The 19,214-nt window shown below is 72.3% G+C and carries 16 protein-coding genes and 2 pseudogenes; 5 read left to right on the top strand and 13 right to left on the bottom strand.

From position 1 onward, the window contains the following. Positions 1-403 precede the first annotated feature (403 nt). Complete coding sequence (locus ACFY3L_RS47150) at positions 404-1,696, top strand: sensor histidine kinase (RefSeq protein WP_389340129.1); 1,293 nt, start codon at positions 404-406, stop codon at positions 1,694-1,696. Positions 1,697-1,724: 28 nt separating this feature from the next. On the opposite strand, the gene ACFY3L_RS47145 is transcribed toward ACFY3L_RS47150, so the two are convergent. The 4 genes from ACFY3L_RS47145 to ACFY3L_RS47130 all read right to left on the bottom strand — a co-directional run bounded on the left by ACFY3L_RS47145 (position 1,725) and on the right by ACFY3L_RS47130 (position 4,918). After that, positions 1,725-2,369 carry a response regulator gene (locus tag ACFY3L_RS47145; RefSeq protein ID WP_389340175.1) on the bottom strand — a complete coding sequence of 215 codons (645 nt, stop codon included), beginning with the start codon at positions 2,367-2,369 and terminating at the stop codon, positions 1,725-1,727. Between the two features lie 187 nt (positions 2,370-2,556). After that, complete coding sequence (locus ACFY3L_RS47140; RefSeq protein WP_389340127.1) at positions 2,557-3,186, bottom strand: HAD family hydrolase; 630 nt, start codon at positions 3,184-3,186, stop codon at positions 2,557-2,559. After that, the gene (locus tag ACFY3L_RS47135; protein WP_389340125.1) at positions 3,183-3,428 is read right to left on the bottom strand and encodes a glutaredoxin family protein; all 246 of its coding nucleotides are present in this window, start codon (positions 3,426-3,428) and stop codon (positions 3,183-3,185) included. The genes ACFY3L_RS47140 and ACFY3L_RS47135 overlap by 4 nt, the downstream gene beginning before the upstream one ends. Further along, entirely contained in the window at positions 3,425-4,918 is a 1,494-nt protein-coding gene (locus ACFY3L_RS47130; protein WP_389340123.1) for an AMP-binding protein, read from the bottom strand. Before ACFY3L_RS47130 ends, ACFY3L_RS47135 begins: the two co-directional genes overlap by 4 nt. Before the next feature lie 441 nt (positions 4,919-5,359). Between ACFY3L_RS47130 and ACFY3L_RS47125 the strand changes: the two genes are divergently transcribed. The 3 genes and pseudogenes from ACFY3L_RS47125 to ACFY3L_RS47115 all read left to right on the top strand — a co-directional run bounded on the left by ACFY3L_RS47125 (position 5,360) and on the right by ACFY3L_RS47115 (position 8,588). After that, entirely contained in the window at positions 5,360-6,301 is a 942-nt protein-coding gene (locus tag ACFY3L_RS47125; protein WP_389340122.1) for a sigma-70 family RNA polymerase sigma factor, read from the top strand. 169 nt (positions 6,302-6,470) lie between these two features. After that, positions 6,471-7,334 (top strand): annotated as a pseudogene (locus tag ACFY3L_RS47120) (DUF5667 domain-containing protein); the annotation flags it as partial. A 336-nt stretch (positions 7,335-7,670) separates the two neighbouring features. Beyond that, positions 7,671-8,588 carry an HAD family hydrolase gene (locus ACFY3L_RS47115; protein ID WP_389340120.1) on the top strand — a complete coding sequence of 306 codons (918 nt, stop codon included), beginning with the start codon at positions 7,671-7,673 and terminating at the stop codon, positions 8,586-8,588. 613 nt (positions 8,589-9,201) lie between these two features. Here ACFY3L_RS47115 and ACFY3L_RS47110 read toward each other — a convergent pair. The 9 genes and pseudogenes from ACFY3L_RS47110 to ACFY3L_RS47070 form a co-directional block, all read right to left on the bottom strand. Then, entirely contained in the window at positions 9,202-10,044 is an 843-nt protein-coding gene (locus tag ACFY3L_RS47110; RefSeq protein WP_389340173.1) for a lysophospholipid acyltransferase family protein, read from the bottom strand. Between the two features lie 374 nt (positions 10,045-10,418). Further along, entirely contained in the window at positions 10,419-11,474 is a 1,056-nt protein-coding gene (locus ACFY3L_RS47105) for an NAD-dependent epimerase/dehydratase family protein (protein WP_389340118.1), read from the bottom strand. A gap of 39 nt (positions 11,475-11,513) precedes the next feature. Next, complete coding sequence (locus tag ACFY3L_RS47100) at positions 11,514-11,615, bottom strand: 30S ribosomal protein bS22 (RefSeq protein ID WP_007465623.1); 102 nt, start codon at positions 11,613-11,615, stop codon at positions 11,514-11,516. 132 nt (positions 11,616-11,747) lie between these two features. After that, positions 11,748-11,963, bottom strand: a complete 216-nt coding sequence (locus tag ACFY3L_RS47095; RefSeq protein WP_033363444.1) for a helix-turn-helix domain-containing protein — start codon at positions 11,961-11,963, stop codon at positions 11,748-11,750. A 195-nt stretch (positions 11,964-12,158) separates the two neighbouring features. Then, positions 12,159-13,343 carry an ABC transporter permease gene (locus ACFY3L_RS47090; RefSeq protein ID WP_389340116.1) on the bottom strand — a complete coding sequence of 395 codons (1,185 nt, stop codon included), beginning with the start codon at positions 13,341-13,343 and terminating at the stop codon, positions 12,159-12,161. Further along, positions 13,343-14,028 (bottom strand): annotated as a pseudogene (locus ACFY3L_RS47085) (ABC transporter ATP-binding protein); the annotation flags it as partial. The pseudogene ACFY3L_RS47085 and the gene ACFY3L_RS47090, both read right to left, overlap by 1 nt. Next, positions 14,025-15,452, bottom strand: a complete 1,428-nt coding sequence (locus ACFY3L_RS47080) for an efflux RND transporter periplasmic adaptor subunit (protein ID WP_389340114.1) — start codon at positions 15,450-15,452, stop codon at positions 14,025-14,027. The pseudogene ACFY3L_RS47085 and the gene ACFY3L_RS47080, both read right to left, overlap by 4 nt. Next, positions 15,401-17,335, bottom strand: a complete 1,935-nt coding sequence (locus ACFY3L_RS47075; RefSeq protein WP_389340112.1) for a basic secretory protein-like protein — start codon at positions 17,333-17,335, stop codon at positions 15,401-15,403. The genes ACFY3L_RS47080 and ACFY3L_RS47075 overlap by 52 nt, the downstream gene beginning before the upstream one ends. A 262-nt stretch (positions 17,336-17,597) precedes the next feature. Continuing rightward, complete coding sequence (locus tag ACFY3L_RS47070) at positions 17,598-18,518, bottom strand: proline dehydrogenase family protein (protein ID WP_389340110.1); 921 nt, start codon at positions 18,516-18,518, stop codon at positions 17,598-17,600. A gap of 77 nt (positions 18,519-18,595) precedes the next feature. On the opposite strand from ACFY3L_RS47070, the gene ACFY3L_RS47065 reads away from it, so the two are divergent. Continuing rightward, entirely contained in the window at positions 18,596-19,183 is a 588-nt protein-coding gene (locus ACFY3L_RS47065; RefSeq protein ID WP_389340108.1) for a CGNR zinc finger domain-containing protein, read from the top strand. Positions 19,184-19,214 lie beyond the last annotated feature (31 nt).

Genomic DNA, 19,214 nt, shown 5'->3' with positions numbered 1-19,214 from the left:
GAGTCTCCGTGACGACGACGGTATGCGAGGCCGCTCGCGATGGCTGTGACCGCCTGTGCTAGCGGGGTTCGTCGTTGCAACAGAGTAGGCGCTTGTGAAGCCGTGCACAAATCGCGATCTTGAAGCGTCCACGCCAACCACGTAGAGGTCAGCGCCCGCCCGTGCGGCCCACGTCCACATGGAATGCCCCCGCGGCACCTGCGTGCCCCTTTCCCCGGACCTGGCCGGCAGCGGGCGGGCGCTCGATGAAGTATTGCCACAAATTCGGGCAATTCGCCATCGACACGCGGGAGAGAATTTCTCACCAGTAGCCAGGCTACACGTGTCGGTAGGGTTGCCCCTACTACCGAGAAGCCTGGCGGCGGGATGGGATGAGCGAGGCGTCATGCATAGCGTCGATGACATGACAACGACCATCACCCCTCGCCGCCGCGGCGTCTTCCGCCAGCTTGCCGTTGACACCCAGTACGTGCTGCTCGGCTTCCCTCTCGGCATCCTCACCGTGGTGCTCTTCATCGCCGGCTTCGCCCTCGGCGTCGGGCTGATCGTGACCGTGCTCGGCTTCCCGATCCTGGTCGCGACGCTCTTCCAGGCCCGCGGCTTCGCCACCGTCGAACGCGCCCGGATCGGACCCGTGCTCCGGACCCGGCTACCACACCCCTATTACAAGAAACCCGACCCGGGCGACGGCTTCTGGCGCAAGATGATCGTGCCGCTCAGCGACGGCCAGTCGTGGCTGGACCTGCTGCACGGGATCCTGCGGTTCATCCCGAGCACGATCGCCTTCGCGTTCGTCGTCACCTGGTGGGCCGGTGCCCTCGGCGGTGTCACCACCATCCTGTGGGACTGGTCGATCCCCCACCCCCCGGAGAACAAGGACCTCAACGACCTCATCGGCCTCGGCGGCGGCGACACCGGCCGGGTGCTGCTCTACACCGGGCTCGGCCTGATCTTCGCGCTCACCCTGCTGCCGGTCGTCCGGGGCGCCGCGCAGCTGGAGGCGCAGTTCGCCCGGGCGCTGCTCAACGGCGTCAACGAGCTGCGGGAGCGGGTCGCGGAGGCCGAGGCCGGCCGGGACGCCGCCCGCGCCCAGCGGGAGGCCGCCGTCTCCGCGGAGGCGACCGCGCTGCGCCGCCTGGAGCGCGACATCCACGACGGCCCGCAGCAGCGGCTCGTGCGGCTCGCGATGGACCTGGGCCGGGCCGACCTGCAGTTCGAGTCGGACCCGCAGGCGGCGCGCGCCACGGTCGCCGAGGCCCTCGCGCAGACCCGGGAGACGCTCGACGAGCTGCGGGCCCTGTCGCGGGGCATCGCGCCGCCGATCCTGGTCGACCGCGGGCTGCGGGCCGCGCTGACCGCGCTCGCCGGCCGGTCGCCGGTGCCCGTGGACCTGGACCTGCCGGAGCTGGACGAGCGGCTCACGGAGAGCCTGGAGACCACGACCTACTTCGTCGTCGCCGAGGCGCTGACCAACGTCGCGAAGCACGCCGGCGCCGAGGAGTGCCGCGTGCGGCTGCAGCGGTCGGCGTACGGGCTGCTGGTCACCGTCGAGGACGACGGTGTCGGCGGGGCGAGCCTGGCCAAGGGGCACGGCCTGACCGGCCTCGCCGACCGGGTCAAGGCCGCCGGCGGCGAGATGACCGTCACCAGCCCGGCCGGCCAGGGCACCCGCCTCACCGCGATCCTGCCCGTCTGAGCCGCCGGCGTGAGGTCCGGGCCGGATCTCATGTCCGCAGGTACGTCAGCACCGCCAGCACCCGGCGGTGCTGCTCGTCGTCCGGGGGCAGATCGAGCTTGGTGAAGATGTTCTTGACGTGCTTCTCGACGGCGCCGTCGGTGACGACGAGCTTGCGGGCGATCGCCGTGTTGGAGCGGCCCTCGGCCATCAGCCCCAGCACCTCGCGCTCCCGCGGGGTGAGGCTGCGCAGCGGGTCGTCGCGGCGGCGGCGGACCAGCAGCTGGCCGACGACCTCCGGGTCCAGGACGGTGGCGCCGGACGCGACGCGCTGCATGCCGTCGAGGAAGTCAGCGACGTCGGACACGCGGTCCTTGAGCAGGTAGCCGACGGCGCCGGCGCGGTCGGCGAGGAGGTCGTCGGCGTAGGAGACCTCGACGTACTGCGACAGGACGAGGATCGGGGTGCCCGGCACCAGCCGGCGGGCCTCGACGGCGGCGCGCAGGCCCTCGTCGGTGTGCGACGGCGGCATCCGCACGTCGACGATCGCGACGTCGGGCCGGTGCTCGACGACCGCCTCGACGAGGCTCGGGCCGTCACCGACGGCGGCGACGACCGTGTGGCCGCTCTCGGTGAGCAGCCGCACCAGACCCTCCCGCAGCAGCACCGCATCGTCCGCGACTACGACCCGCATGCTCATGCCGTCGCCTCCGCTGCGCTCCGGCGCCGGCCTGAGCTCCACCCTGCGCCCATGATGAGCGGCTCCTCGCTCCGCTGCGGCCCGCTCACGCCGTCACCTCCGCTGCGCTCCGGCGCCGGCCTGAGTCCAGGCACTGCGCCCATGATGAGCGGCTCCTCGCTCCGCTGCGGCCCGCTCATGGTCAGGCCGCCAGCTCGACGGCTTCGAGCAGGGTGTACGCCACCGGCAGGCCGGTCGCCTTCAGCAGGGTCTCGTCGGTGAAGCCGCCGGCGTAGAGGACGCACGACGCGCCGAGGGACGTGGCGGCCTCGCCGTCGTCGACGGAGTCGCCGATGAGCACGACGCCGGCGGGGTCGAGGTCGAGCGCCTGCAGGTGGCGCTCCAGGTAGGCGGCCTTGCGGTGGCCGCCGACGGTGCCGGGCAGGCCGTCGACGCGGACCAGGTGGGCGCCGAGGCCGTGCCGCTCGACCTCGATCAGCAGCTCGTCGTGGAAGAACATCGACAGCAGCGACTGGGTGCCGGTCCAGCGGCCCATCGCCTCGAGGGCGTCGGGGGCGAGCTGCACGTCGGCCATGCCCAGCCGGTACGCGTCGTGGAACGCGTCGTCGAGCAGCTGGAACTCGACCTGGTCGACCGGGCGGGCGAGCACGTGCGCGTAGTAGTCGAGGATCGGGCGACGGAAGTCGCGGCGGTGCTCGTCGGCGGTGATCACCGGGCCGCCGACGGTGGCCAGGCAGACGTTGGTGGCGTCGACGACCAGCTTCAGGTCGTCGAGCAGGGTCCCGTTCCAGTCCCAGACGAGGTGCTTCACCCGGGTGAGGATAGCCGTATGTCGCGCAGGAGCCGGTCCTCCTCCACACGCCAGTAGCCGTGCTCCTTGCCGTCGAGGAGGACGACCGGGATGCGGAAGCCGTACTCCTCCTCCAGGGCCTCGTCGCCGGTGATGTCGATCTCGGTCCAGGCCTCGCCGGTCGCGGCGGCGACCCGCTCCATGGCCTCCTTGGCGACGTCGCACAGGTGGCAGCCGGGCCTGGTGTACAGGGTGAGCCTCATCGCAGTGCCGCCTTACGGATCTTGCCGGTCGCGGAGTGGGGCAGCTCGTCGACGAACTCGACGGCGGTCGGGCACTTGAACCTGGCGAGGTTGCGTTCGCAGTGCGCGATCAGCTCCTCGGCGGTGACCTGCGACCCGGGACGCCGCACGACGACGACCTTGACGGTCTGGCCGGTGTACGGATGGGGCACGCCCAGCGCGGCCGCCTCCACGACCGCGGGGTGCGCGGCCAGCACGAGCTCGACCTCGTGCGGGTACACGTTGAAGCCGCTGACGAGGATCAGCTCGCCGAGCCGGTCGACGATGAACAGGTCGCCGTCCTCGTCGGCGTAGGCGACGTCACCGGTCGCCCACCAGCCGTCGGCGTCGGGCGCGCCGTCGCCGCCGGGCCAGTAGCCGTCGAAGAGGTTCGGGCCGCGCACGACGATCTCGCCGGGGTCGGTGCGCACCTCATCGTCCTCGTCCAGGAGCACCTCCTCACCGCCGGCGTCGAGGAGCTTGAGCTCCACGCCGGGGATCGGGCGGCCGATCGAGCCGGGCTTGACCGTGCCGCTGGCGAGCGTGCTGGACACCACGGGGGCGGCCTCGGTCAGCCCGTACCCCTGATGCACCGGCTTCCCGGTCGCCTCGGCGAAGCGTCGCTCCGCGGCGGCGTCCAGCGGCGACGCGCCGCAGACGGCGAGACGGACGCCGGTCCACGCGCGGGTGAGCCGCTCCCCCATCAACGACCAGGCGATGAACATGGGCGGGACGCCGACGACGCCAGTGACGCCGTGCCGCTCGATGACCTCCAGGGAGTCGGCCGGGTCGAACCGCTCGACCAGCACGCCGCACGCGCCGTGGTAGGCGACGGCACCGAGGCCGCTGTTCAGCCCGTACGCGTGGAAGAGCGGCACGGCGAGCAGCAGCACGTCGTCGGGGCGGACCGGCGGCGGGTCGATCGCGGCGAGCTGCTCGTGGTTGGCGAGCAGGGCCCGGTGCGACAGCATCGCGCCCTTCGGGGCGCCGCCGGTGCCGGACGTGTAGAGCAGCAGCGCCAGGCCGCCGTGCGCCGCGACCGGGGCGGCGGCGTGCGGCTGGAACAGCTCCCCCAGGTTTCCGCCCAGGGTGTACCGGCGGGCCGGCGCCTCCACAGCGCCGGTCACCGACTGGGTGCCCACCAGGACCGCGGCGCCCGAGTCGGTGAGCACGTGGGTCAGCTCACGGGCGGTGTAGGCGGGGTTGACCGGGACGGCGACCAGCCCGGCGCGCAGCGCCCCGAAGAACACGGCGGCGAACTCCGGCACGTTGGGCAGCGCGATGGCGACCCGGGCGGGGCCGCGGTCGTCGGCCGGCAGGGCGAGCCCGGCCAGGTGCGCGGCGACCGCGTCGACCTGCTGGTCGAGCTCCGACCAGGTGATCAGGGTGGCGTGTGATCGCAGGGCCGGCCGGGCGCCGGCGGAGGCGGCGGCGCGCCGGACCAGATCGGCGAAGTTTGTGACGTCCTGCACGATCGATCAGTCTGCCACGTCGCGGGTGAGTCGCCGCCACCTGAGAGATCACCCGTCACCTATCACCCTCAGGGCACCCGGTGCTGTGCCAGGGTGCTTACGCGCCCGACACGCCGACTGAGTAAAGGTCCACTCGATCGTGTGGGTCGGGTGTGTCGCACCCGAGTAAGTGCGGCGCGTCTACGTCCCGTTTGCCCCGGTATTCGGCGTGTTGCACGGCGTGTTGTCGTCAAGTGACGGACAGCATGTGCGCCGAGGCTTCCCCGATCCGTGGGAAGAATTGTGCCCTCACGCCAAAGACTGCCCACATGCGGGTGACGCCGGACCTATCATCACCCAAGTCAGCTCACCCCATTTGTTGCGAGTTGACACCCCTCACCCCGAGGAGGCCGAAGTGCCCGTGAACGCGCCGAATAGGCCGTGTCGTCTGGATTGCGAAGCATGACCGCGATTCAGCACGTGTTCGACGCCGAGCACGCACTCGTCGATGGGCTGTCGATCCTGCGCGAGTCCGTCCGCGACTCAGTGCGCGACATGTTCAGCACGGTGATCCGTGGTGAAGGCGGCAGCGTCCCGCGTACACGGGGACGCCCCCACACCAACGAAGCACCCACCCGTCAGGGTTCCGGTGCAGGTGCCGGCACAAACGTCAGACCGAACCCGGGCGCCAAGCCTTCACCGGGTGCCGGTCTCATCGAGGAGGACACGGTCCCGATCACGACGGCCATGGTCGCCGGGACGCTGGTCGACACCGAGCCCGGCCCGGGTGGCCCCGCGCAGGAGCCGGCCCCGAAGCCGGCCCGCCCCGACCGCGGCGACCCCGCCTCGGAGGTGTGGGCGCTGATCGAGCGCGCCCAGGCCGGCGACGGCGCGGCGTTCGGCCTGCTGTACGACCGGTACTTCGACACCGTCTTCCGGTTCGTGTACTTCCGCGTCGGCAACCGGCAGCTCGCCGAGGACCTCACCGCCGACACGTTCCTGCGCGCGTTGAAGCGCATCGGCAGCTTCACCTGGCAGGGCCGCGACCTCGGCGCCTGGCTCGTCACGATCGCGCGGAACCTCGTCGCGGACCACTTCAAGTCCGGGCGGTACCGGCTGGAGGTCACCACCGGCGACGTCCTGGACGCCGACCGGCCCGACCGCGGGCCCGAGGGCAGCCCCGAGGCCGCGGTCATCGACCACATCACCAACGTCGACCTGCTCAAAGCGGTCAAGCAGCTCAACCCGGAGCAGCAGGAATGCATCGTGCTGCGCTTCCTGCACGGGTTCTCCGTCGCGGAGACCGCGCAGGCCATGAGCAAGAACGAGGGAGCGATCAAGGCGCTGCAGTACCGCGCCGTGCGTGCCCTCGCGCGGCTGCTCCCCGACGGATTCCAGCCGTGACCGCTGTCACCTTCCGTAACAGTGTCCCGTCCGGCGCCGTAACCAGCTTCCGCTCTGCACCGTTGGTCCGGGTGCGACCGTCGGCTTGGCGCACGGCGGACGCGGTGGCAAACCATCCCGCTGCCCTGCCGCGCCTGAGTGACGCGATCAGCGAAGGGGGGTGCCTCAGGTGATCGGCTCCGTCTTCCACCGTCACCGGGTTGAGCGTTTCGCGCAACTCGTGGACGAGGCTGCAGGAGCCCGCAGGCACCGCATGAGGTCCACGCTCGACGACTCCCTGACCGAACTGGTCTCAGTCAGCCAACGGCTGACTGAGATGCCGGTCAAAGTGGAGACGCAGCAGGAGTTCAAGGACGGGCTGCGGGCCATGCTCCTGGCCACGGCAGAACGAGAAGGCATCGGCATCACCGCCAAGGACCCGGAGCCCGAGGTGGCCCGCAAGGGCGTGCGCTCGCTGCGCCGCCCGGCGGGCAGCCGGCCGGCGGTCAGCCGGCGGACCCGGACCCGCGGTGCGATCGTCGTCGGCCTCGCCGCCGGCACCCTCGCACTGTCGGGCATGTCCGCGGCGAGCGGCGACGCCATCCCCGGCGACGCCCTCTACACGGTGAAGCGGTCCACGGAGAAGGCCCAGCTGGCGCTCGCCGGCTCGGACATCAGCCGCGGCCAGCTGTACCTCGAGTTCGCCCGGACCCGGCTCGACGAGGCGCAGGCGGTGAAGGACCCGACGGGTCTGACCGCGGTCCTCGACGACATGGACAGCGAGACGCTCGAAGGCGTGCGCCTGCTGACCACGACCGCCGTGAGCCGTAAGGACGCCGCCGCGCTCGACGCCATCGACGCGTTCGTGTCCACCCAGCACGCGGGCACCGAGAAGCTCCGCAACGGCGTCGACGGCGACGCCAGTGCACGGGCCGGCAAGTCCGTCACCCTGCTCGACGAGATCGACCGGCGCTCCAAGGCGATCCGCCCGCTGATCAAGTGTGGCAACGCCGCGGTCTCCGCCGCCGACCAGCTCGGGCCGGTGCCCAACAGCACCGCGTGCAAGCCGGCCGGACAGAAGACCCCCGGAACCAACCAGCAGCCTGGCAACACCCAGCAGCAGAGCAACCCGGGCCAGACCGGCACCCCCGCCGGCCAGCGGCCCGTCCCGAGCGGATCGGCCTCCGACGCCGGCTCGGCGACCGAGTCCGCGCCAGCGGCCCCCTCCCCCGGTCCCTCACCTTCCCCCACGAAGAACCAGGGCCTGCTCGACTGGCTGTTCCACTGATTCTCCGGCAGCAACGCTGAGGAGGGCCCGGTGTCTGACACCGGGCCCTTCTCGTTCTCCATGCCGGTACGGTTGGTCGAACACGACAGGAGGTTCCTCCGCATGGCGATCCGACCTTCGACCGCCGCGCTCGCCCTGCGCCGCCGCCGGCAGGGCCGCATCGGCCCGCCCGCTTCGGTGTCAGCCGGCTGGGCCGTCTCCGAGGTCGAGGCCGCGCTCGCCGTCCCCGCCGATCTGTCCGCCGCCGCGTTCTTCGACGTCGACAACACGATGATGCAGGGCGCGTCGATCTACTACTTCGCCCGCGGCCTCGCGAAGCGCCGCTACTTCACCAGCGGCGACCTGGTCCGCTTCGCGTATCAGCAGGCCCGCTTCCGCCTCCTCGCCTCCGAGCACGCCGGCACCGTCGCCGGCGCCAAGTCCGCGGCGCTCGCGTTCATCGCCGGGTGGAAGGTCGACGACATGTCGCGCCTCTGCGAGGAGATCTTCGACGAGCTGATGGCCGACCGCATCTGGTCCGGCACCCGTGCCCTCGCCCAGCTCCACCTCGACGCCGGCCAGCGCGTCTGGCTCGTCACCGCCGCCCCCGTCGAGCTCGGCCGCATCATCGCCCAGCGCCTCGGCCTCACCGGCGCCATCGGCACCGTCGCCGAGATCCAGGACGACGTCTACACCGGCCGCCTCGTCGGCGACCTCATGCACGGCCCCGAGAAGGCCGCCGCGATCACCGCGCTCGCCTCGGTCGAGGGCCTGGACCTGTCGCTGTGCTCCGCCTACAGCGACTCGGTCAACGACACCCCGATGCTCTCCACCGTCGGCCACGCCGTCGCCGTCAACCCCGACCCCGCCCTGCGCCGCGAGGCCCGCAAGCGAGGCTGGGAGGTCCGCGACTTCCGCACCGGCCGCAAGGCCGCGAAGATCGCCATCCCCGCCGCCCTCGCCACCGGCGCCCTCATCGGCGGCGTCGCCACCGCCGCCGCCCTCCGCCGCCGCACCATTTCCCGCCGTCAGCTGCGCTGAAGCGCTGTTACCCGCTTTCAGCCTTCGGTTGTAGCTCGCCTCCCCACCGCTGCCGCGGCGGGGCCCGCCGGGGGATTCTCACCCCGGACCCCCAATGCGCTGTTTCCCGCCTGTGGCCTTCGGCCATGGGCTCGCCTCCCCACCGCTGCCGCGGCGGGGCCCGCCGGGGGATTCTCACCCCGGACCCCCAATGCGCCGCTGCGCGACGCACTGCCAGCGCTGCCGCGCGGCAGGACTGCGCAGGCGCGCCGCATCCCGGTGGCCGCCCGCCACCCTGGGCCGGCTGCCCTCCCCCATGATCCGGTAGACCTCGTGCAGCCAGGGGTGCACAGGGGCTTCCGATCATGGGAACGGATGCGCCCGGCTTGCGGCGGGCGGTCGGGGTCGCCGGAAGAGGCGGGAGAGACGCGGTGGTCGGCCACGTCGGGCACGCGTGAGCGGTATCCGGCCAGCGGCACGCGCGGCCGTGCGCCGCTCGCGGCGCATTGGGGTCCGGGTGAGAATCCCCGGCCGGACCCGCCGCGGAGCGGTGGGGCGGCGAGCCCATGGCCGAAGGCCACAGGCGGGTGACAGCCACAGGCGGGTGACAGCCACAGGCGGGAAACAGCCAGCCTCAGGCGAAGGCGTCGGGGCGGCGGTCGAGGAGCTTGTAGAGGGTCTGCTGGATCGTTTCGCGGACCTGGTCGGCGAGGTTGAACACGACCATCGGGTCGTCGGCGGAGTCGATGAAGTCGGCGGTGGGGATGGGCTCGCCGAACTCGATGAGCCACTTGCTCGGCAGCGGCACCAGGCCCAGCGGCCCCAGCCACGGGAAGGTCGGGGTGACCGGGAAGTACGGGGCGCCCAGCAGGCGGGCGAGGGGGCGGAGGTTGCCGATCAGGGGGTAGATCTCCTCCGCGCCGACGATGGAGACCGGGACGATCGGCGTGCCGGTGCGCACCGCCGCGGAGACGAAGCCGCCCCGGCCGAAGCGTTGCAGCTTGTACCGCTCGGCGAAGGGCTTGCCGATGCCCTTGAAGCCCTCGGGGAAGACGCCGACGAGCTCGCCCTCGCCGAGGAGGCGCTCGGCGTCGGGGTTGCAGGCGAGGGTGGCGCCGGACTTGCGGGCCATCTCCGACAGGACCGGCAGGCGGAAGACCAGGTCGGCGCCGAGGAGCCGGAGGTGGCGGCGGGCGGAGGTCTCGTCGTGCACGGCGACGGAGAGCATGAGAGCGTCGAGGGCGACCGTGCCGGAGTGGTTGGCGACGACGAGGGCCGGCCCTTCCTTGGGCAGGTGCTCGACGCCGAAGACCTCGGTGCGGAACCACTGGTTGTACAGCGGGCGCAGCAGCGGCAGGAACACGCCGTCGGTCAGGTGCCGGTCGAAGCCGAAGCCGTCGACCTCGTAGTCGCCGGTGAGCCGTTCCCGGAGGAACGCGAGCGCGCCTGCGACCCGGTCGTCCCACTGGTCAGGCAGCGCGGGATCGGACGCCGCAGCACCGGACGCCGCAGCACCGGACGCCGCGGCACCGGACGTCTTGGAGCCGGGCACCGCCCGGTCCGTCAGCCTGGTGTCAGACAGCGCGGCCTCGCCCGCCGCGGGATCGGCGACCGCGGGGTCCGGCTCCGCGGAGTCGGCCGGCGCGGCGTCGGCCACCGCCGAGTCCGGCTCCGCAGCACCGGCCGGCGCCGCCTCCTCCACCGCAGGATCGGGCAGCGCGGCGTCGGCCACCGCTGGGTCCGAATCCGAAGAGCCAGGCGGCACGGCGTCGAAGGGCGCGGCGGGCAGCGCGGGGTCCGGCGGCGGGGCGTCGGGGTCGGGCAGCCCTGGGTCAGGGGAACCAGGGTCGGTCATGTGCCCGCCTCCAACGCGGCGCGCGCCGCACGGGTCCGTCGGAAGCCTTCGAGCAGGGTCTGTTCGAGGGCGCGGATACGGTCGGCCGGCAGCGCCTCGCCGGAGCGGCGGCTGCGGACGAACTCGTCGAAGGCCTCCGCCGTGGTCCTGGGCGTGAACCCGAACTCGCGGACGAGCCTGCTGGTGTCGACGACCCGGCCGTGGACGAACAGGTCCAGCTGGTCCAGCGACACGATGCCGCGGCCGCGACCGGCGGCGATGCCGAGGCCGGGCTCGAGGACCGGCATGGTGATGCGCCCGGCGCGCCGGATCGCCTGCGACAGTGTCAGGGTGCCGCCGCCGGCGACGTTGAACGTGCCCGGGTGCGACTCGGTCACGGAGCGGTGCAGCACCTCGAACGCGTCGTCGACGTGCAGGAACTGCAGGCGCGGGTCGCGACCGAACACGGTCGGGACGACGGGAGCGGCGAAATACCTGGTGAGGCTCGTGTCGACGGTCGAACCGATGAACGGCGCGAAGCGCAGCACGGTGGCACCGACGTCGGCGCGCCGGCGGCGGAAGCCACGGACGTAGCCCTCGATGTCGAGGACGTCCTTGGCGAAGCCGCCGCGCGGGATCTCGCGCGGCTCGGTGTCCTCGGTGAAGATCGCCGGGTCGCGGAACGACGCGCCGTAGGCCGCGGTGGAGGAGCGGACGACCAGCTTGCGCAGCCGGGACGCCTGCTGGCAGGCGGCGAGCAGCTGCATCGTGCCGATGACGTTGAGCTCTTTCATCGCGGCGCGGCCGCCGTGCTGGTCAGCGGCGGTGGTCACGGCGAGGTGCGCCACCGCTTCGACCCGGGCGTCGACGATCACCCGCAGCACTCCGGGGGTGCGCAGGTCGACCTGGTGCACGTCGACGTCCTTGAGCACGGTGGCGAGCTCGCCCGCCGGTGCCGTGGCGTCGATGCCGACGACTCGCTTGATCCGCGGATCCTTGGCGAGCCTGGCGGCCAGGTGTGCGCCGAGATATCGGCCCACCCCGGTCACCAGGACTACCCGTGGCGTCGTCACAGCGTCACCTCCGAGCCGGGGCGGACCTCCGACGCGTTGCTACTTGCCGAGACGACGACGCTGGACGCGGGTCTTGCGCAGCAGCTTGCGGTGCTTCTTCTTGGCCATACGCTTGCGGCGCTTCTTGACCACCGAGCCCATACGGGTATCTCCTCGAAACAGCGGAACGCGTGCCATCGCTGGCACGCCGAAGACATGGTTAGCGGCTCCAGCGTAGCCGCACCACCTCGTGATCGGAAAAGCGGCCCCACCGTCGGCGGCGAAACGTACGACTTACGCCGTTTCGCGGAACGCCTCGCGCAGGTACGCATCGACCGCGTGCTCGGGCACCCGGAACGACCGGCCGACCCGCACGGCGGTGAGGTCCCCGGCATGAACCAGGCGGTAGACGGTCATCTTGGACACTCGCATCAGGGTTGCGACCTCGGCGACCGTGAGAAACCTGACCTCGCCCAACCGGCCTTCGGTGGTGTGTGGCGTGCTAGACATCGCGACCTCCGACCAGCGTGCTCGCCAAGCTGATGAATCAGCGTGTTATCAGTACGGTAACGGTACTGCTGTGACTTGCGCCCTCGCTTCGTCGGATTCTTTGCCGCCAAGGTCAAGTCGAGGTGCGACGCACCGCGAGTCGCCGCGTGACGCACCGCGAGTCGCCGCGTGACGCACCGCGAGTCGCCGCGCCGGTCACTCGGTGCGCAACGCCACCACGGGGTCGAGGCGGCCGGCGCGCTGGGCCGGCACGACGCCGAAGATGATGCCTACGGCCGCGGAGACCCCGAACGCCAGCGCGAGCGACCACCACGTGATCGCCGCCGGCACGGGTGACAGCGCGGCGACGATCAGGGCGGCGCCGATGCCCAGACCCATCCCGATGAACCCACCGAGCGTCGTGAGCAGCACCGCCTCGAGGAGGAACTGCACGCCGATGTCGCGCGGCCGGGCGCCGACGGCCTTGCGCAGCCCGATCTCCTTCGTGCGCTCCCGGACGGAGACGAGCATGATGTTGGAGACGCCGACCCCGCCGACGAGCAGGGAGATCCCGGCGATCGCGGCGAGGACGCCGGTGAGCACACCGAGGATGTCGCCGAGGACGCCGAGGATCTGCTCCTGGGTGACGGCGCTGAACTCGGTGCCGGGGTGCCGCCGGGCGAGCTCGGCGATGATGCGGGCGCTCAGGTCGTCGATCTCGTCCCGGTTCGGGGCCTTGATCGCGATGCCGTCGACCCGGTTGGTGCCCAGCAGGCGGTGCGCGGTGGTGATCGGCACGTGGACCTCGTTGTCGCGGTCGACGCCGAGGCTCTGCCCGAGCTTCGCGAAGACGCCGATCACGCGGAAGCGCACGCCGGCGATGGTGACCTGCTGGCCGACGGCGTCGCGGTCGCCGAACAGCGCGTGCGCGACGGTCCACCCGAGGACGGCGACGCGGCGCTGGGTGTCGACGTCGCTGCGGCTCAGGTACGTGCCGCGGGCCAGGCTCCGCACGAACACCTGCGGCGTGGTCTCGATGACGCCGTTGATGGTGGCGAACGTGTCGGTGTTGCCGGCCGCGACGGTCTCGCCGGAGGCGACGGTGACGGCGACCCGGTTGCGGTCCCCCACGATCTTCGACACGGCGTCGACGTCGGACAGGTCCATCCGCGACACGGACGGCGCCGAGCCGAGGCTCACCTGGCCGGGCAGGACGATCAGGAGGTTCGAGCCGAGCCCTTCGACCTGCCGCTCGATCTGCTGCTTCGTGCCGGTGCCGATCGCGACCAGCACGACCACCGCCGCGACGCCGATGATGACGCCGAGCATGGTGAGCGTGGAGCGGAGCCGGTTCGCTCGAAGGGCGTCGATCGCGACGCGCCACGCCTCGGCGAACCTCATGACACGATCACGCCGTCGCGCATGACGATCTTGCGGTGGGCGCGGTCGGCGACCTCGTTGTCGTGGGTGACGATCACCAGCGCGACGCCCTGCTCGGCGTTGAGCGTCTCCAGCAGGGCGAGGACCGCCTGGCCGTTCCTGGTGTCGAGGTTGCCGGTCGGCTCGTCGGCGAGCAGCACCTGCGGGTCGGTGACCAGCGCCCGGGCGATCGCGACCGCTGCTGCTCGCCGCCGGACAGCTGGTTGGGCCGGTGGTCGAGCCGGTGACCGAGCCCGACCCGCTCCAGCATCGCCACGGCGCGGCGGCGCCGCTCGGAGGCGCGCATCCCCCGGTACACCAGCGGCAGCGCCACGTTGTCGACGGCGCTGGTGCGGGCCAGGAGGTGGAAGGACTGGAAGACGAAGCCGATGGTCTCGTTGCGCAGCCGCGCGAGGGCCTGCGGGTCGAGGCCGGCGACGTCGCGCCCGCCGATCCGCAGTGTTCCCGCCGTCGGCCGGTCCAGCCCACCGAGCAGGTGCATGAGCGTCGACTTGCCCGATCCCGACGGCCCGATGATCGCCACGTAGTCGCCCGCGTCGATCGTGAAGCTGACCCCGCGCAGCGCCGGCACCGTGACGCCGTCCAGCGCGTACTCCCGGGTCACGTCCCGCACGACGAATGCGGCGTCCAGCGCGGGACCGCTCATCGGGTCAGGTCCATGCCCTGCTTGACCTTGTCGGTGCCGCGGATCACGACCCGGTCGCCGTCGGCGACGCCGCTGAGCACCTGCACCCGGTCCTGGCCGGCGACGCCGACGCTGACGGGTGCCTGGATCGCCTTGCCGTCGCGGACGAGCCAGACGACGTCCTTGCCGCCGGCGTTGAACACCGCCGCCGCCGGCACCGTCACCGCGTCGCGGACCTGCCGGACCTGCAGGTGCGCGACCGCGTTCATGCCCGGGCGCGGCGCCGGGGCGGCCCGCCCGTCGGCGAAGGTGCCCTTGCCCAGCGTGAGCCGCGACCGGTACGAGACACCCCCGCGCGCCGACGCGGACGGCAGCACGTCCGCGGACGTGACCGTCGCCTCGTACGTGGCGCCGGGTGCCGCGTCGAGCTCCACGCGGGCCGTGACGCCCGGCTCGACGAGCAGGACGTCGGTCTCGTCGATCTCCGCCATCAGCCCGAGCTGCGACACGTCGACGACGGTGATGATCGCGGTGCCGGCCGAGACCTGCCCGCCGACGGGGACGGCGGGGTCGACCCCTGGGCCGGAGGCGCCGGCGGCCGGAGCGGCACCCGCCGGAAGCGCCTGGCCACCCGTCGCCGCGCCGAGGAGGTCGGTGATGGACGGCGCGGCGGCGGCCGACGTGCCGCCGAGCTGGACGACGCCGCCGACGGGCGCCCGCAGCGTCAGCGCGTCGACGGTCGACTTCGCCAGGTCGTACGCGGCCTGTGCCTGGCTGCGCTGCGCCGCCGTCAGGGCGGCCATCGCCTTCGTCACGCTCGCCAGGCCGCGCTGCACGGCGCTGATGACGGCGCGGGCCGAGGCGGCCGCCTCCTGGTACGACTTCTCGGCGAAGTCGATCTGGGCGAGGAGGCCGGCTCGTACCGTGGCGTCGGCGATGACCTGAGCGGCCTTGCGCGCCTCGCCGAACGCCTTCGCGGCCGCGTCATCGGTCTTCTTCTGCGTCGCCGACAGGTTCTTGACGCCGCCTCCGCCGCCGCCGGCGCTCTTGAGCGCGTCGAGGGCCTCCTCGGCGCCGCGCAGCCGCTGCTGGGCCGACGGGGAGTCCACGACGGCCAGCACCTGGCCCGCCGTCACGGTGTCGCCGGGGCGCACGGCCAGCGCCGCGAGGGTGCCGTCGGCGGCCGCGGTCAGCGTCGCCGCCGCCCGCGCGGTGACGGTGGCGGGCGCATCGACAACCTCGACGACGTCGCCGCGACCGGCGGCGCCGAGCCCGATGCCGTCGTCCTCCTCGGAGCAGGACGCGCCGGTGAGCGAGAAGAGGGTCAGGACGGCGACGAGCAACTGAACACGCGGGGGGACGCGATTCACGCCCGCCAGTCTGCCACGGGCTGTCAGACGTGGTTGCGGACGTACTTGACGCAGTCGGTGGCGACGTCGTCCCATGACACGCCATAGACCCTCGTCGCGGCGTCCTGCAGCGCGACGCCCTGCCTGGCGGTCAAGTCGAAGAACTCCAGCATCTTCGCCTCGCCGAAGCGCTCCACCATGCGGTTGACCGCCATGTACGCGACGCCGTACCGGCCGCTGACGTCGGCGGACGTGGCGCCCTCCGGCGGGTCGTCCATCGCGATCTCGTTCTGCCAGCGGCCGCTCTGCACGTACTTGCGCACCGACGCGACGTCGTCGAACCGGCCGCCGAGGCCCTGCACCCGCACGTACTCGGCGATGCCCTCGACCAGCCACCACGTCTGGTCATAGGCGCGCGACACCTTCGACAGGGTCACCACATGCGTGAACTCGTGCCGCAGCACGTCCAGGGTCTCCTTCACGTCGACCCGGTTGGCGTTGAGCACGATCTCGGTAGCGTCGGCGGTCAGCGGCAGCGCGAAGCCGGCGACCCAGCTCTCCTGCTTGAGGCCGTACCAGGTGGACCACTCCTCCGGCCCCGCCAGGTAGACGACGTACCGCGACGGCGGCGCCGCCCACTTCGAGTAGCGGTCGGACAGCTCGGCGGCCTTCTCAGCGGCGTTGAGCATGGTGTTGAGCCGTGACGCGTACTTCGGGGTGGTCGCCATGATGACCCGCTTGCCCACGGCGACCCTGAGCTCGCTGCGCTCGAACGGGCGCGGGCCGAGGTCCTCGGCGGTGCCGAACTCGAGCAGCTTCACGCCGGCGGCGGTGACGTTCCACTTCGTCTTCGTCTCGAGGTTCATCGGGTCGCAGGTGGTGACGACGTAGCAGTACCGGACGTAGACGATCACGTCGGCCGTGTTGTCGCCGGCGACCTCGACCTTGTCCAGGACGCTCGGCTCCCACAGCTTCACCTGCAGCTGCCGCAGCGAGTTGAAGCGCCTGGTGAGCTCGTCGCGCAGTGCCGTCGCGGACGGGTCGACGGCCGCGACGAACCCTGGGGCATCGCCGTTGAGCAGCGCGTTGCCCTGGTCGGTGAGCGCCTGCTTGATCTTGCCGTCGACGGACGCGGGCGGCGAGGTCGTCGGGGTGCCGCTGGCGCCGGGCCGGCCGTTCGCCTCGCCGGGGCCCTTGCCCGCGGTGTCGACATCCTGCGCGCTGCCGGCGGCCCGCTCCCGGCGCACCGTCTCGAACGCGATCGCCGCGGGCGGCGTGACGAGCACCAGCGCGAGCGCGACGAGCAGCGCCACCCGCAGCCCGGTGAGCTTCCCGCGCCGCGGTGCCTCCGGTCGGTACGGGTGTCCGGTGTACGCCTGGGGGTAGCCGCCGGCCTGCGGCGGGAACATCTGCGGACCGGCCTGCGACGGCACGCCGAGGTGCGGCCCGGCGGGCGGCCGGGCCACCGGCGCGAACCCTGGAAACGCCCCGCTCTCCTGCGGCCGTTGCTGCTGCGGTACGAGCGGGAACTGGCCGCTCGGGTGCGACCCGGCCGGGAACTGCCCGGTCTGGGGCGGCACGACCGGGAACTGGCCGGTCGGGCGCTGGACGGCCGGCTGCGGCACGACGGGGAACTGGCCGGTCGGGTGTGATCCGATCGCCGCCTGCTGGGGCACGAACGGGAGCTGGGCGGTCGGGTGGGACCCGGCCGGGAACTGCCCGGCCGGGGGTGGCGCCACCGGGAACTGGCCGGTCGGGCGCTGGGCGGCGGGCGGAAGCGGCTCGCCGGGCATCGGCCGGCGCTGCGCCGGCGGCATGCCCGGGGCCGGGCGCGGCTGGACGATCGGGTGCTGGCCGGTGTTGCCCATCCGCGGCGGGAACGGTCCGGCCGGCGGCCACGGCGCCACCGGCTGCGCCGACGTCCTCGGCCGCTCCCCGGCCAGCGGCTGCGGCGACGGCGAGTCCGGCGCCACCCACATCGGGGCTCCGAGGGGCTCGCCGATCAGCTCGGCCGCCGCCGGCTCGGGCGCCCAATCGGCGGCCGGCCGCGGGCGCGGCACCGGCGGGCGCGCCGCAGCGGCATCCGGCCCGGGATCCGGTGTGGTCCCCGGTCCCGGGCGGTGCGGCGCGTCGGCTTCATCCCCCTGCATCACTGCCGGAACGTACGCGACCCGGTCAAGACTCCGCGTCGCCCGTACGGACGAGATGTTGAGTAAGCCCGTAACCTCCCGGGATGCCGGATTAACCCCGCGAAGTGACCGCCCGGGCGAGGAAGCCGAGGTTGGCGGGGCGTTCGGCGAGGCGCCGCATCATGTACGCATACCACTGGGTGCCGTACGGAAGGTAGACCCGCACGGTGTACCCGAGTTGGGCGAGGCGCAGCTGTTCGTCGGGGCGCACCCCGTACAACATCTGGATCTCGAACTCGTCGGGGTTGCGGTCGAACCACTTGGCCCGGTCCTCGCCGATGGCGACCAGTCGCGGGTCGTGCGTGGCGATCATCGGGTAGCCGGTGCCGGCCATGAGGACGTTGAGGCAGCGCACGTACGACTTGTCGACCTCCAGCCGGGACTGGTAGGCGACCGACTCGGGCTCCTTGTAGGCGCCCTTGCAGAGCCGGACCCGTGAGCCGCTGACGGCCAGCTCGCGGCAGTCGGCCTCGGTGCGGCGCAGGTACGACTGGACGACGGCCCCGGTGGTGGGGAACTCGGCGCGCAGCCGGCCGAGGACCTCCAGGGTCGAGTCGGTGGTGGTGTGGTCCTCCGCGTCGAGGGTCACGGTGGTGCCGGCCTCGCTCGCCTTGGCGCAGATCGCGCGGGCGTGCTCGTAGGCGAGCTTCTCGTCGAAGACCTGGCCGAGGGCGGAGAGCTTCACGCTGACCTCGGCGGCGGGGGTCAGCTCGGCGACGTGCAGGGCATCGAGCAGTTTCAGGTATTCGTCCCGGGTCCCTTCGGCCTGCTGGGGATTGGTGGTGTCCTCCCCCAGGTGGTCGATGGTGACGGCCAGTCCGGCGGCGACGAGCTCGCGGGTGCGTTGTAACGCGTCCTCCACGTGCTCGCCCGCGATGAACCGGCGCACGATGCTCCGGCTGACCGGGGCGGTTTCAACGATCCGCTCGACCCGATGTGAGCGGGCGGCGGCGAGGATGACCGATCTGAGCATGTGCCGAGCGTAGACAGAACCGCCGACTCCGGTGACGCCTGGTCGCCAGTGTGGCATTTCTTGACTACCTTGGTCGGGTGGACTTCGACGCGTATGCGCGGACCGCCGTCGACATCGTCAACGCGCCGCTCGAAAGCATGCAGGATCTCGTCGCCCTGTTCGGCGAGGACAGTTGGCAGACCGCCGAGGCGACGGAGCGCGACCTGATCGCGTTCCGGCGTGCCCGGAAGCGGCTGCGGGAGGTGTTCGAGCACGGATCGTCCGGCCGGGACATCGCGGCGGTCGCCGAGCTCAACGCGCTGCTGGAGGCATATCCCATGCAGCCGCGCATCTCTGGTCACGACACCCATGACTGGCACATGCACGTCACCGGTCGCGGGTCGTCGGTCAGTTCGGAGCTGCTCGCCGGTGCGGCGTGGGGCCTGGCGGTGTGGCTGTGCGAGCACGGCAGCTCCAGGTTCGGCGTCTGCGCGGACGAGCGCTGCGGCAACGTCTACCTGGACACGTCGTCCAACTGCTGCCGGCGGTTCTGCTCGGAGCGGTGTGCGACCCGGTCGCACGTCGCGGCACACCGGGCCCGCAAGCGTGCCGCCGAAACGGGCGCCACACTCGCACCGTCGCAGGTGGGGGTCGGCGAGGCCGATCGGGCGGTCGTGACCGCGTAACTGCTGGAAACAGCCACACACGCCGCCGACT

The organism is Dactylosporangium sp. NPDC000521, assembly GCF_042898305.1.
Taxonomy (GTDB): Bacteria; Actinomycetota; Actinomycetes; order Mycobacteriales; family Micromonosporaceae; genus Dactylosporangium.
Note: the sequence above shows the minus strand (reverse complement) of the source record. Positions and strands in the feature narration are given on the sequence as shown.